Source organism: Cytobacillus sp. FSL H8-0458, assembly GCF_038002165.1.
Lineage (GTDB): Bacteria > Bacillota > Bacilli > Bacillales > Cytobacillaceae > Cytobacillus.
In genome coordinates, this window is sequence record NZ_JBBOBR010000001.1 from 2825325 (window position 1) to 2839939 (window position 14615).

The following is a 14615-nucleotide window of genomic DNA, read 5'->3' on the forward strand; positions in this document are numbered from 1 at the left end:
CTTATTTTCCCTCCTTCACTAATACAGGCTTTTCAAAAGTGGAGGATAATTGGCGCATTCGTTTTTTGACTGCTTCCGGCGGCTCAACCTTTGGAGCATCCGGGTGAAGAAGCCATGTTTTTGCAAAATGTGTTTCTGAGATTTGGAACATCGGCGGCTCTTCTTCAAAATCAATTGCGAGTGCATATTGATTTCTTGCTGCAAACGCGTCTCCTTTTGGAGGATTCGTCAGATCCGGGGGCGTCCCTGGAATAGCAGCTAGTTCAGCTTTCTCATCATTTTCTAAGCTTGGCATGGATGCAAGCAATCCCCATGTGTAAGGATGCCGCGGGTCATAGAATATTTCATCTACAGTACCCATTTCAACAATCTGGCCAGCATACATTACAGCTACCCGGTCCGCAACATTTGCTACAACACCGAGGTCATGCGTAATAAAGATAATGGAAGTATCCATTTTATTTTGCAGATCTTTCATAAGCTCCAGTATTTGAGCCTGAATCGTAACGTCAAGTGCAGTTGTCGGCTCGTCAGCGATGAGAAGTTTTGGATTTGCTGCAAGTGCAATCGCAATCATCGCACGCTGTCTCATACCGCCGGAGAATTCATGAGGATATTGATTTACCCTTTTCTCAGGCATCGGAATACCAACAAGTCTCAGTAATTCAATTGCTCTGTTTTTGGCATCAGTCTTAGACATATTCTGATGTTTAATCAGCACTTCCATTATCTGTGTTCCGACTCTCATCGTTGGATTCAATGATGTCATTGGGTCCTGGAAGATCATACTGATTTCTTTGCCGCGGATCTTTTCCATTTGTTTTTCTGTCTTGGGTACGATGTCGTCACCGCTTAGCAGGATTTGCCCTCCTGAAATTCGGCCTGGCGGCATAGGTATTAGCTTCATAATTGACTGGGAAGTAACACTTTTGCCTGACCCAGATTCACCAACAATCGCAAGCGTCTCTCCCTTATGAAGGTCAAAGCTGACTCCACGGACTGCTTTTACTGTTCCTCCATATGTTTGGAATGAGACTTCTAAATTTTTTACTTCAAGTAATTTTTCCATGTTCTCACTCCTTATTTACGCATTCTTGGATCTAGAGCATCACGCAAGCCGTCGCCAACCACGTTAAATGCAAAGATCGTTAAGCAGATAAACACAGCAGGGAAGAATAATCGCCATGGATAGTAACGCATAGCCGCCAGTCCATCATTGGCCATTGTTCCCCAGCTCGCAATCGGCGGTGTTAATCCAAGACCAATAAAGCTCAGGAATGCTTCTGTAAAAATAGCAGAAGGGACAGTCAGCGTCATTGTGACCAGAATAGGCCCCATTGAATTTGGAATTAAGTGTTTGCCCATAATCCTGCTTGTATTGGCACCAAGCGTTTTGGCAGCCAGGACGTATTCCTGATTCTTAAGAGATAATACCTGACCACGGACGATACGCGACATATTGATCCATCCAGTTATGGACATGGCTATAATCATAGTCGACAATCCCTGTCCAAGTACAACCATTAACAAGATTACTAATAATAGATAAGGTACACCATATAAAATATCGGCAAAACGCATCATTCCTTCATCTGTGCGTCCGCCTTTATAACCGGCAATCCCGCCCCAAAGCACACCAATAATCAAATCAATTACAGCTGCTGCAACTCCGATGAAGATGGAAATTCGTGCACCTTCCCATGTACGGGCAAACATGTCACGACCGAGATCATCCGTTCCAAACCAATGTTCAGAAGAAGGAGACTGGTTTTTGTTGCTTAGATCATTTGATGCATAATCATATGGAGTCATATATGGTCCAAAGATTGCCATGAAGATCAGCAGTCCTAATAATACTAATCCGAACAGGGCAAGCTTGTTTTTTCGAAATCTAATAAATACATCCTTCCAGAAAGAAAGACTTGGTTTTGAAATTTTCTCAGCTTCACCAAGCTGTGTACCGACTAACTTAAATTTATCTTTCGAAATCTGCATAATTACTCTCCTTTCTTCCCGCCTGCAAGTTTGATGCGTGGGTCGATGATTCCGTATGCAATGTCAACAAGGAGAATAGATACAAGCAACAGAATACTGTAGAAAACGGTTACACCCATTATGACCGTATAGTCACGGTTGTTGATACTAGTTACAAAGTGCGCACCAAGTCCAGGAATACCGAAGATTCTTTCAATAACGAAACTTCCTGTTAAAATACCCGCTGTCAGTGGCCCCATATAAGTTACTACTGGTAAAAGGGCATTACGAATCGTGTGTTTTACTGTAATTACTCCCCTGCTTAAACCTTTAGATTTAGCAGTCTTAATATAATCATTCGCCAGAACTTCAAGCATGCTCGAACGAGTCAGCCTCGCAATAAATGCCATTGGGGTTGATGCCAATGCCACGGCTGGCAGGACGCTGTGCATAAAAGATTCCCACCGTGCTACAGGGAAAATACCCATTTTTATTGCCAGGAAATATTGCAGGAATGATGCCATGATAAAGGAAGGTACAGAGATACCTAACACAGCTACAATCATTGCTGTGTAATCCGGCCATCTATTGTGCTTTAATGCCGCAATAATTCCTAAAAGAACTCCTACTGCAACGGCGATAAAAATGGCTTCCATTCCAAGAAGAAATGAAACAGGGAAACCTTCATTAATCAAGTCGTTAACAGTTTGACTTTTATATTTAAATGACGGGCCGAAATCCCAATTCACGATACGAACAAGATACTCCCAATATTGTGCATACCAAGGCTTGTCTAAGCCAAAATGAGCATTCAGGTTAGCTTCAATTTCGGGAGGAAGTTTTTTCTCTGATGCAAAAGGGTTTCCGGGTGCAATGCGCATGAAGAAAAAAGTTGCCGTAACGATCATCCATAAAGACAGAAGCATGTACAGCAAGCGTTTTCCAATATATTTCGCCATTGTCAAACACCTCCAATTTATTACTATGCCTTAATCAGAAACGAAGGTATATGGGACAATTAATCCCATATACCTTTCGTCTTAATCATTATTTTTTATTCAAAGTGTGCCCACTTGTACTGGACATCACCAAGACCAGATACAACAACATCTTTTAAGTTTTCAGCTTGTACCCAGTTATTAGTGTAGAAGTAAATTGGTGCTACTGGCATATCTTCCATGAAGATTGCTTCTGCATCCTTTAATAATTGCTGGCGAGCTTCAACATCTGTTTCAGTTGCAGATTTTGCAAGAAGATCCTGGAACTCTTTGCTTTCCCATCCAGTATTGTTGTTGCCGCCATCGGCGTCACGGTACATTTCAAGGAAGTTCATAGCATCATTAAAGTCACCTAACCAGCCTAAACGGCCAACTTGGTAATCCATTGTATTGATTTTATCAAGGTATACATTCCACTCTGAGTTATCAAGAGTTACTTCAACACCAAGATTTTGTTTCCACATATCCTGAATTGCCTGAGCAATCTTTTGATGTGCTTCTGAAGTGTTGTAAGATAGCGTTACAGCTGGAAGCTCAGACGCATCTTTATATCCAAGTTCTTCTAGACCTTTTTGTAAAAATTCTTTTGCTTTTTCTACATCATTGTCAGGGAAATAACCCTTTTCGTTCTCTTCAAACATTGTTGGAGGAACAATTGCCATCGCAGGAAGCTGCTCACCCTGAAGGATGTTATCAATGATTTCCTGACGATTGATAGCATGTGCAAATGCTTTACGGATATTAACGTTGTTGAATGGCTCTACAGTTGTATTGAACTTATAGTTATAGATACCAGCGATTGGCTGAGTTGTCAGGCGGCCATCATCTTTAAGAGCCTGCATAGCATCAGTTGGAAGTGCACCAGTAGGAGCTCCAGCCCAATCCAGTTCGCCATTGTCAAACATTGATAATTCAGTGTTTGGATCATTGATCATAATCATTTCAATGCTGTCCAGTTTTACTGATTCAGCATCCCAATAAGTTTCGCTCTTTTCAAGAACGATCTTATCACTGTGAGACCATTCTGTTAAATGGAAAGGTCCGTTAGTTGTATAGTTTTCACCAGCATCAGTTGCCCATTCTGGATTAGCTTCAGCAACTTTGCTGTTAACCGGCAGGTAAGTATAGAAAGCTGTCAATTCCAAGAAATATGGAGTTGGGTTAACAAGCTTAACTTCAAGAGTTTTGTCATCTACTGCTTTAACGCCTACAGCATCAAGTGAGCCTTTGCCAGTATTAGCTGCTTCAGCACCTTCGATGTAGTAAAGCTGGTATGCATATGTTGAGTTGTTAGCTGGATCAAGTGCCCATTTCCAAGCATATACAAAGTCATTAGCAGTTACAGGGTCTCCATTAGACCACTTTGCATCACGGATTTTGAAAGTGTAAGTCTTTTGGTCTTCAGAAATCTGAACATCTTCTGCCATTGCATTTTCAGGCTTGCCTTCTTTACCAATACGAGTCAAACCTTCAAGAATCTGACGAAGAACTGTACCAGAAGTAGCATCTTCTGCTAAGCCTGGGTTTAATGATGGTGGTTCAGTGTTGATGTTTACTCTTAGCTCCTGCGGTACATCAGACTTTCCGCCGTCATCTCCGCCTTTTTCGCCGCCGTCAGCATTGTCTCCGCCGCCGCTGCACGCAGCAAGGAACATGCTTAGCACAAGCAGCATGCTAAAAAAGATCGATAATCTTTTGTTCACGGTATTAACCCCCTATTAATTTCCTCAAACAATCTCTTTACCATTTGTCTTTCACCAAAAACACAACTGTGCGCCCCGGATATATTACTTAAATAGTCTGTTAATTCAATTTAAAAAATTTGCAGACTATTTAAAAGGCAACAAAAAAAGCAAGTTTATATTCTCTTAAAGATAGATTATCCTTATATTCTGATAATTCAGATTAAAATGGGTAATCTATAATATGTAAGCTATAAACTTACTCAATATGCACCATATTCTCGCAATCTGGAGTGATATAGTTTTGTTTTAAATGTAACAAATTCGTAAAGATTATGTTTGTTACGTTTATTATAAATAGTTTAAAAACTTATTGCAAGTGGCTTTTTGTACATGCAATTCCTTGAAGTACGACATTTTTCGTCAAAAAGTCTTATAAATTAAGATTTTTGAGATAATAAAAAAATTTTTCTTTTTAAGATATTTTGCTATTTTACAAAGAAATAATACCCATATATTGGTAAAATACTCCCTTATTTTGAAGATAAGTACGCCCTTTAATTTCTTATTCTGAGCTTGATTTTTGTATCCGAATAGTTTACCTTATAATATAATACGATAAAATTAAATGATCTTGTCGGCAATGAAAAAAGAGTAGTACATTTACCCAGGGTTTTAGCAGAGAGTCTGTGGAAGGTGAAAACAGGCAGCCCGGTAAATCGAATGGACTTTTGAGCCTCTGATTTTTCCAGGCGCTTCCCTGCGTTATCGGGGACCTATGCGTATTATGCATAGGGCAGAGTGACTCAGTTTTTTGAGTAATTAGGGTGGCAACGCGGACCATTCGTCCCTATCTTTAAAGGGATGAATGGTTCTTTTTTATGCCTTTTTTATGATTACAGGACAAAAACTTCACTTCAACGCCTGACAATTCATGTTCTTTAAAGCCGATTAAAGGAGGAAAAACATGAAAACCATATTTTCCGGCATCCAGCCCAGCGGTACAATTACTCTAGGCAATTACATTGGTGCCATGAAACAATTTGTTGAACTGCAGAATGACTACAACTGCTATTTTTGCATTGTTGATCAGCACGCAATAACTGTTCCCCAGGACAGACTGGAGTTGAGAAAAAATATCCGAAGTCTTGCTGCCCTATATTTGGCTGTTGGAATCGACCCAGAGAAATCCACCCTATTCATTCAATCGGAAGTCCCTGCCCATGCTCAGGCAGGCTGGATGATGCAATGTGTTTCTTACATCGGTGAGCTCGAGCGCATGACTCAATTCAAAGACAAATCAGAAGGTAAAGATGCCGTATCTGCAGGACTGCTGACCTATCCGCCTTTAATGGCTGCAGATATCCTTCTATACAATACTGACCTGGTTCCGGTTGGAGAGGATCAAAAACAGCACCTGGAACTAACCCGCGATCTTGCTGAGAGATTCAATAAGAAGTACAACGACATCTTCACTGTTCCAGATGTAAGAATCGCCAAAGAAGGCGCAAGGGTAATGTCACTTCAGGATCCATTAAAGAAAATGAGCAAATCTGATCCCAATAAAAAGTCATTTATTTCATTATTAGATGACCCAAAACAAATTGAAAAGAAAATAAAAAGTGCCGTAACAGATTCTGAGGGTATTGTTAAATATGATAAGGAAAACAAACCAGGAGTATCCAATCTCCTTACCATTTACTCAATCCTTTCAGGTAAAACTGTTGCGGAAATCGAAGGAGAATACGAAGGCAAAGGATACGGGGATTTTAAAGCCGGCCTGGCTGATATTGTTATTGGAACACTTAAACCTATTCAGGATAAATATTATGCATTAATGGATTCAGAAGAACTGGATCTTGTACTTGATCAAGGAGCAGAAAAAGCTAATAAAGTCGCATACAAAATGATTAAAAAAATGGAAAACGCCATGGGACTTGGCCGAAAGAGAAAATAAAAAAACAGCCTCGGGCTGTTTTTTTAATTTACTTTTGGACCATGTTCCATTTCCCACATCTTCTCAAAAAACGGCTGGCCTTTTATTAAATTTTCACAAAACTTTTCATGTTTACTTGACCAGCCGTATTTACTTTCATCAAATAATTCATACCAGGCCTCTTCAAAATTCATTGATTGTATTTTCGTATAGCGTTCAGGGCTCCACTCCGTATACCAATAACGGATTTCAGCATCATTTTTGGAGGAATGAAGCTGATCCAGCGCCATAAACAGAAGCTGTTTAAGCTGTCTTTCTTTTCTTGTCAGGCCAGCCATCAAATCCGGAGAAGGAGAAAGAATATGGAATTCCTTCAATGCGGTTTGATCATTAAAAGAGTAATTAGCCGTTTCTTGATTTTCAAGCATTTCATATGCCAGCTGCTCCTGCCTTGGTATTAACCTGCTTTTTCTGATTGGAATATTGTAGCCGATTGTATCTACAGCCAATATGCCTGTCCCATCTGATACAACAAAGCAATACTCCAGTTGGATGCGTTCATGATTTTTTCTTAAGTAAGCTTTTTGATAAATGTCATCAAGCAGTTGTTGTGGCAGCTCAGAAAGATCATTTTCAATATAATTGAAAAGAACCGGGTCAATCTTCAGCAGCGGAACCTGATCAAGCAGTTCTACTCCGTCATCTTTTCTCCATTCATGAAAATGGCATACATTGTATCCATTTTCTTCTCCTTCAAACCAATTCACCCAAACATCATGAAGATACAACATTTTTCAACCCCCACTTCAACAAACTATTTGTCACTCAGTATGGGCACCAGGCAGTAAATTTATTCCTATATTACACTCACAATCCATTTTTTGTAATAAACATTCCTTAATATAATCGATGAGATGCCCTTTATTCATCATCATTTGAATGGGGAAGATATATGCTCACTGATATAATAATGATTCCAATAGGTAGCAAATAGCATTCTGGACGATAGGTGATAAAATTCAAATATTCTTTAAAGGTATGTCCAGTTGTAAGCAAATTTAAATATCCTATGACACTGACTCCTCCCGAAACAGAAATTCCAAACCCCGTTAAAAGCCAAAATGCCCTAAATAACATGTTCTTTCCTATATTTGTGAGTCATAAAAGGTTTTATTGCCGCCATAAACTCACTCCCACTATCTTTTTTACATGTATATGAAGGAATTAGTTTAGATATGTACAAGCTATAGGCCATTAAACAACAAAAAACGCCTATATATAGGCGTTTTTTGCTATCTGTTGGATTTAGGATTGAAGGCATCTTTTAAGCCTTCCCCTATGAAGTTGATCGATAGAATTGTAAATGTTAGAACAGCAGCAGGCGGAATCCATATCCACCATTTACTTGTTAAAACATCAGGACTTCTTGCTTCCTGAAGCATGTTCCCCCAGGTTGGAATGTTGATTGGTACACCAAAACCAAGGAAGCTTAGGCCAGTCTCAGCTACAATCATGGCTGCAAGAGTAATAGTCGCCTGAACAATAATGGTTGACATGACATTCGGCAGCAAGTGTTTAAAAATGGTTTTTGGTGCAGAGCATCCAATGGATACCGCACTCATTATATATTCATTTTCCTTCTCAGCCATGACCTTGCTTCGCACCAGACGTGCCGTTCCAGTCCAGCTGAGTACACTTATTACAAATATGAGTGTTCCTGTACTTGATTCGATAAAAATGGATTTCAATACGATAACAAATAGCAGGAATGGAAAGTTCATCATAAAGTCTGTGAATCTCATCAGGGCATTATCGACCCAGCCGCCAAAGTATCCCGCAGTAGCACCAACGAGAGTACCAAGGGTAATAACCGAGATCGTGATAGAGAATGCAAGCAAGAGTGATGTCTTGCCGCCGTGCAGAGTTCTGGCAAAAACGTCTCTGCCAGACTTGTCTGTGCCGAAGTAGTGATCAGCAGATGGTTCTTTGCTCATTTGTGTCAAATTTATCTTAGCTGTCTCCTCAACCGGCATAGTAAGCGGCTCAGCTAATATGGACATTACACAGACCAGCAGCAGGAAAACAAGACTAATCATTGCTGCTTTATTGCGCAAAAACTTGCGGCGGGCGAGAGCCCATGGTGATTGACTCTTCGGGGGTTTAACAGGCTCTGCTAAACCGGGCGAAGTTTGCTGTGAAATTGATGGTTCCATACTCTCACCTACCTAACTTAAACGAATACGCGGATCTACTAATCCATATAGTAAATCTGCAACTAGATTTCCAATTAGTGTTAAAATAGTCAGCATCATGGCAATAGCCATCATGACTGAATAATCACGTGAATTAACTGATTCTACGAATAAATAACCGATGCCAGGGTATGTGAAAATGGTTTCTGTGATAATTGCCCCTCCAAATAGGTTGGCAATATCGAATCCAAGTAAAGTAACAATAGGTATGATGGAGTTTCTTAGAATGTGCTTATTATAAATCGCAGATTCTTTCGTACCTTTAGCTCTTGCAGTACGAACATAATCCTTGCGAGAGCTTTCGATCATATCATTTCTCAAGAACTGTGTATAAGCGGCTGTAGCCATGGCTCCCAGGACAATAGCCGGCAATACTGTATGTTTTGCTTTACTTAAGTAATATTCCAGTGTCCCTGCTTCTACCCCGCTGCCGATACTTCCACTGGCTGGAACCCATCCAAGATTGATGGCAAAAACATAAATGGCAACCAAAGCTGCAACAAAGCTTGGAATTGCAAGTGCTAGATAGTTAAACGCTGATATTAAATAATCTCCAATGCTATAGGCAAATCGCCCAGAGTATCTTCCCATTAAAAAGGCTAATAAATAAGTGATTAATAGAGCTGATATTCCTAAAATAATCGTGTTCGGCAAACGGTCACCAATTAGCTCCATAACCGGGCGTTTATGAACAAATGAATCTCCAAAATCTCCTTGGACCACACCACTCATCCAGCGGACATACTGCACAGGAATAGGATCGTTCAATCCCATCTGCTCACGCATTTCTTCAATATACTCCGGATCTGAGTTTAATGGGTCAATTTTTCCAGATAGTGCATCACCAGGCATAAGCTTTGCCAGGGTGAAAACCACTACTGAGATAAGGAAAATTATTGGAATCATACCTATGAGTCGTCGAATTGTGTACTGTAGCATTTCCATTCCCCTTACCAAACAAAAATTTATTCGCTGGTTAAACTTGTATTCCTTGGAGGAGCAACTCCCCCAAGGAATACAGGTTCCTCTTATTCTGTTACTCTACAATGTGCCACTTGTGGTACTCATCAGTTCCAAATGGTGTTACTTTAACTCCGCCCACACGCTTGTTGATCGCCCATGGATCTACACGCTGTTCGAAGAAGATGATTGGCAATTCTTCGTTAACAAGCTTTTGCCATTCATTATAGACTTCCTGACGGTGTTCGGTAACATCTTTACTGGAGTCTTCAGGGAATGTTACACCTTTTTTGATAAGAGCATCAGACTCTTCGCTGTACCATCTCCACATGTTCCATTTGTCAGTAGACAACCAGATGCCGGCTGGATCTGGGTCATTAGCAAGTCCCCATGCACCCATGAATGTTTCAACAGATGGGTCATCAGCTTCGATAGTGTCATAGAATAGGTTGAAATCTTTTAATGAACCGCCGTTTAGCTTAGCATTTAAGCCAACTTCCTGCCAGGATTGAAGGATGAATTGAGCACGTGCTTCTGAAGTTTCAGCGCCTGCCATTGCATCAAAGTTAATTGTAAATGGCTTGCCTTCTGGATCTTCACGGAAGCCGTCGCCGTCTTTATCTACATAGCCTGCTTCGTCAAGTAATTTCTTAGCTTTTTCTGGATCATACTCATACTGATTGATTTCTGAATCATCAATCTTAGCCCATGATACTGAAGGGAAAGGAGTGTTTAATGGTTTTCCTAAGCCGTTTGCAAAACCATCAATAAATGCCTGACGGTCAATGGCATGTGCCATTGCATGGCGAAGGGATTTGTTCTGGAACTTCTTGTTATCAGATACAACTACACCTTTTTTAGTGTCATAATGACCCCAGTCAAAAGCAATATAGCTGTAAGACATAGCATCTGCTTCTACCGGATTTACGTTATCAAGTGCTTTAATAGCTTCCCACTGATCTTTTGGAGCTTCAATAACATCGATTTCTCCATTTTGCACTAAACCTTGCGCAAGAGAACCATCAATAATTTTGTAAACTACTCCATCCAGTTTGGCTGGTCCCTGCCAGTAATCATCAAAACGCTCAAATTCGATCATTTCACCAGGTACGATGTTTTTCACTTTAAAAGGTCCTACACCGATTGGGGCTTTACGGATTTGATCGGCATCCGGAAGCTCTTTAGAAGAAATATCGCCGTAATAGTGCTTTGGCTCAGGATAGATCCAGATATTTTCCAATAAGTTAACAGAAGGTTCAGTTACTGTTACCTCAATTGTATAATCGTCTACTACCTTGATACCTTCAATTTTATCAGCTTTTCCATCTTTGTATTCTTGAGCACCTTTGATCATTGCTACGTTAGCAAAACGCGCACCTTCATACGTTGGATCTGCAATTAAATACCATGCAAATTCCATATCTTCTGCTGTTAATTCTTCACCATCATGCCATTTAACTCCTTGCTTAAGCTTGAAGGTTAACTTTGTTTTGTCTTCAGATAACTCATAGTCTGCCAAATTTGGTTCAGAAATAAGCTCATCATTTACCTTGAGCAAACCTTCATGCATAAACTGAAGGGCATTTGCATCATCTTCACCTTCATAATAAGCATAAGATAAAACGCCTTTGAATGGCTGTGTGTATCCAAAAGTTACTGTGCCGCCTTCTTTTACTTCTCCAGATGCTTTCCCATCATCTTTTGGTTCTTTTTCAGTGTTGGCTTTCTCTCCGCCGCCAGAACATGCTGCAAGGAATACAGACATGACAAGCAGAAGCGAAAGCAGCCAAAATGCTGATTTCTTCATTGTTTTCCCCCCGAAAAATATTTTTTGACAAAGCCTTATTTATATAAGTGACAAGCGACTCTATGCCCAGGCTTCACCTCCTTTAATTGCGGTTTTACACTCTGGCATTCCGGCATTGCATGTGCGCAGCGCGGATGGAATGTACATCCTTTTGGAGGGTCAATCGGGCTTGGGACATCGCCCTCTAAAATGATTCTATCTTTTTTCTTGCGCGGATCCGGTTCAGGAATCGCAGAGATTAGAGCCTGAGTATAAGGATGCAGAGGCTCTGCATAGAGGCTGTCCTTTTCAGCGACTTCTACGAGGCCTCCCAGGTACATAACCCCAATCCGGTCACTCATATGTTTAACAACACTCAAATCATGGGCAATAAATAAGAAAGTAAGATCAAATTCATCCTGAAGCTCTTTCAAAAGATTCAATACCTGTGATTGGACCGATACGTCAAGGGCTGAAACAGGCTCATCCGCAATAATTAGCTTAGGCCTTAAAGCCAGGGCTCTTGCGATTCCGATCCGCTGTCTTTGCCCGCCGGAAAACTCATGCGGATATTTATAGTAAGCATCTTCAGGCAGCCCGACTTTTGCAAGAAGCTCCATTACTTCAGGCTTCAATTCCTTTTCGGATTTGCTGTTATAATTCCTGATTGGCTCCGACACTAGGTGTCCGACCATCATCGTGGGATTTAAGGATGCATACGGGTCCTGGAAGACCATCTGGAAGTCCTGGCGGATTTTCCTCAGGCTAGTCCCTCTCACATTTGTGATATCCTGTCCGTCAAAGATGATTTGCCCCTCTGTCGGTTCCAGAAGTCTGAGGATTGTTCTGCCTGCTGTTGATTTTCCGCAGCCTGATTCTCCAACCAGTCCCAATGTCTCCCCTTTTCTAATCTCAAAGGACACATCATCGACAGCTTTAACGACAGCCACAGTCCTTCTAAGGATTCCGCCTTTTATCGGATAGTAAGTTTTTAGGTTCTTAACCTCTAAAAGCACTTCATTGCTGCTTTTATCCTTTTTTAGAACAGCTGTATTATTATGCTCTGTATTCATTATGCGTTCACCTCTTGTTTCGGCTGGCTTGTCTCATAAAGCAGGCAAGCAACCTCATGTCCATCTTCATTTTCTGCCAATTGAGGTGTAACTGTCAGGCATTCAGGCATTGCCTTAGGGCAGCGCGCCGCAAATTTGCATCCTGTTTTAGGCATATTTTTTAATGAAGGCACAATTCCTTTTATTGTGCTTAGCTTTTCCACTTCTTCATCCATTTTTGGAATGGCTCCCATCAGGAGCTGAGTATAAGGATGTTTTGGATTGTGAAATAAGGAATCTACATCTGTCCGCTCTGCTATCTTCCCTGCATACATTACAATTACTTCATCGCACATTTCAGCCACAACACCCAGGTCATGAGTAATCAGAATGACTGACATATCATTGACTTCCTGAATTTCTTTTAAAAGCTCAAGAATTTGGGCTTGTACAGTAACATCCAGGGCAGTAGTAGGCTCATCAGCGATCAGCAGCTTTGGCTGGCAGGCAATGGCAATGGCAATCATAACCCTTTGCCTCATTCCTCCTGAAAGCTGATGCGGATATTCATCTACAATTTTTTCTGGCCTTGAGATCCCTACACTTTTTAGAAGTGCAATACTTTTAAGCCGCGCTTCTTTTTTGGAGATTTTCATATGATTGAATAATACTTCCTGAAGCTGGAATCCGATAGAGAAAACAGGATTTAAAGAAGTCATAGGTTCCTGGAATATCATTGCGATATCCTTCCCCCTGATCTTATTAATCTCTGAATCTGTCATGTTCTCCAAATGAACACCGTCAAAGATAATCTCTCCGTTTCGGATTTTGCCAATGCCTTTAGGCAGAAGCTTCATTACAGAAAGGCTCATTACAGATTTTCCGCAGCCAGACTCTCCCACTATTCCAACTATTTGTCTGGGTTTTACTCTAAAAGAAACATTATCAACTGCGTTATAGTATGTACCATCTATGGAAAAAGCCGTTTCTAAATTCTTCACCTCTAGTAAAGGTGCGTCTTTATGTTGACGGGGATTTGCGCTCATAGGACACCTCTTACCTTTTTGAATTATTCTGTCAATTCATTCTATTTGTCTAAAATATTATTACAAAGTTATTACAATTGCAAGATTTTTTTAAAATTTGTTAAGATTCATTTTTCTATTTAAAAAAAGCCCACATTTTAGGGCTTTAAAGCGTTTATGATTCCAATTTATATACAGTTTGATCCAGAAAATATTCGGATGGCGCATTAAAAGATAGTTTTGTAGAAAAGTTTTTTTGCTTTCTAAATTCACTTACAATTTCATAGCCGGCAGCATAGCCCAGCAATGGAGGATATGGCCTCTCACCATATAATATCTTTTGATGGAGCCGATCATTCTTTTTTAATTTTAGGTATGGTTTAATCAAATTTTCCCAAGAATTCCTCATCTCTTCTTTCGAATACCTGCTGCACCACGATCCTCTGAAATTCTTACCACAGTGTAATTCTACAGCATTTTCGGCAAGCCCCTCCAATATAATGGAATCAAGCAGCGTATATTCTTCAAGTTTTTTCCTCTGGGAGTTAATTCTGCCGACATGATGATATTCATGCACAAATAAAGCCTCTAGTTCATCCTCTTCTATTTCTGAAGGAAGGAATAGAAAGAGCATATTTGCGAATGAAACTCCTGATTTACCTGGATGCCGCGAAAAAAGTCCGCCTCCTGCAGTAGGGAAGATGTATACATCGCTATCAGGCCCTTCCCACAATCTCCTATATTTTAAGTGAATCTTTCTTGCCAGATCCCATACTTTCTTTTCTTTCAGCTCCTTGAAATTATCCCTGCTGGACCTTGCAGGTTTATACATGCCGAAATCCGTTAAGTACTCGTATATTTTTCGGGGATTGTCATCATTGAAGGATCCGGTAAGTTTTTCACATATTTTTAGCGGTTCATTAAAACCTTCCTCGAGCCATAAATCCGTT

General features: G+C 40.4%; 12 protein-coding genes and 1 other annotated feature. Of the genes, 1 reads left to right on the forward strand and 11 read right to left on the reverse strand.

Going from position 1 to position 14615, the window contains the following annotated elements:
* Position 1: 1 nt before the first annotated feature.
* The 4 genes from NYE23_RS13780 to NYE23_RS13795 form a co-directional block, all read right to left on the reverse strand.
* Positions 2–1069 (reverse strand): ABC transporter ATP-binding protein, encoded by a 1068-nt coding sequence (locus NYE23_RS13780; protein ID WP_341078650.1) that lies wholly within the window; start codon positions 1067–1069, stop codon positions 2–4.
* Between the two features lie 11 nt (positions 1070–1080).
* Positions 1081–1998, reverse strand: a complete 918-nt coding sequence (locus tag NYE23_RS13785; RefSeq protein WP_048010957.1) for an ABC transporter permease — start codon at positions 1996–1998, stop codon at positions 1081–1083.
* Positions 1998–2933, reverse strand: coding sequence for an ABC transporter permease (locus tag NYE23_RS13790; RefSeq protein WP_076256690.1), 936 nt, complete (start codon positions 2931–2933; stop codon positions 1998–2000). The genes NYE23_RS13785 and NYE23_RS13790 overlap by 1 nt, the downstream gene beginning before the upstream one ends.
* Positions 2934–3028: 95 nt before the next feature.
* Positions 3029–4675, reverse strand: a complete 1647-nt coding sequence (locus tag NYE23_RS13795; RefSeq protein ID WP_341078658.1) for a peptide ABC transporter substrate-binding protein — start codon at positions 4673–4675, stop codon at positions 3029–3031.
* Positions 4676–5288: 613 nt separating this feature from the next.
* Positions 5289–5509, forward strand: a binding site (T-box leader).
* Positions 5510–5621: 112 nt separating this feature from the next.
* Between NYE23_RS13795 and trpS the strand changes: the two genes are divergently transcribed.
* Positions 5622–6611: a tryptophan--tRNA ligase gene (gene trpS / locus NYE23_RS13800; RefSeq protein ID WP_341078660.1), complete on the forward strand. Its 990-nt coding sequence runs from the start codon at positions 5622–5624 to the stop codon at positions 6609–6611.
* Positions 6612–6634: 23 nt separating this feature from the next.
* On the opposite strand, the gene NYE23_RS13805 is transcribed toward trpS, so the two are convergent.
* The 7 genes from NYE23_RS13805 to NYE23_RS13835 form a co-directional block, all read right to left on the reverse strand.
* Positions 6635–7381, reverse strand: a complete 747-nt coding sequence (locus NYE23_RS13805; RefSeq protein WP_341078662.1) for a YjbA family protein — start codon at positions 7379–7381, stop codon at positions 6635–6637.
* 501 nt (positions 7382–7882) lie between these two features.
* Positions 7883–8803, reverse strand: coding sequence for an oligopeptide ABC transporter permease (gene opp4C, locus NYE23_RS13810; RefSeq protein ID WP_341078664.1), 921 nt, complete (start codon positions 8801–8803; stop codon positions 7883–7885).
* A 12-nt stretch (positions 8804–8815) separates the two neighbouring features.
* The gene (opp4B, locus tag NYE23_RS13815; protein WP_035327217.1) at positions 8816–9781 is read right to left on the reverse strand and encodes an oligopeptide ABC transporter permease; all 966 of its coding nucleotides are present in this window, start codon (positions 9779–9781) and stop codon (positions 8816–8818) included.
* A 97-nt stretch (positions 9782–9878) separates the two neighbouring features.
* Entirely contained in the window at positions 9879–11609 is a 1731-nt protein-coding gene (opp4A, locus tag NYE23_RS13820) for an oligopeptide ABC transporter substrate-binding protein (RefSeq protein WP_341078667.1), read from the reverse strand.
* 35 nt (positions 11610–11644) lie between these two features.
* Entirely contained in the window at positions 11645–12661 is a 1017-nt protein-coding gene (locus NYE23_RS13825; protein WP_341078670.1) for an ABC transporter ATP-binding protein, read from the reverse strand.
* Positions 12661–13686, reverse strand: coding sequence for an ABC transporter ATP-binding protein (locus NYE23_RS13830; RefSeq protein ID WP_341078672.1), 1026 nt, complete (start codon positions 13684–13686; stop codon positions 12661–12663). The genes NYE23_RS13825 and NYE23_RS13830 overlap by 1 nt, the downstream gene beginning before the upstream one ends.
* A 154-nt stretch (positions 13687–13840) precedes the next feature.
* The gene (locus tag NYE23_RS13835; RefSeq protein ID WP_341078673.1) at positions 13841–14497 is read right to left on the reverse strand and encodes a DUF2268 domain-containing protein; all 657 of its coding nucleotides are present in this window, start codon (positions 14495–14497) and stop codon (positions 13841–13843) included.
* Positions 14498–14615 lie beyond the last annotated feature (118 nt).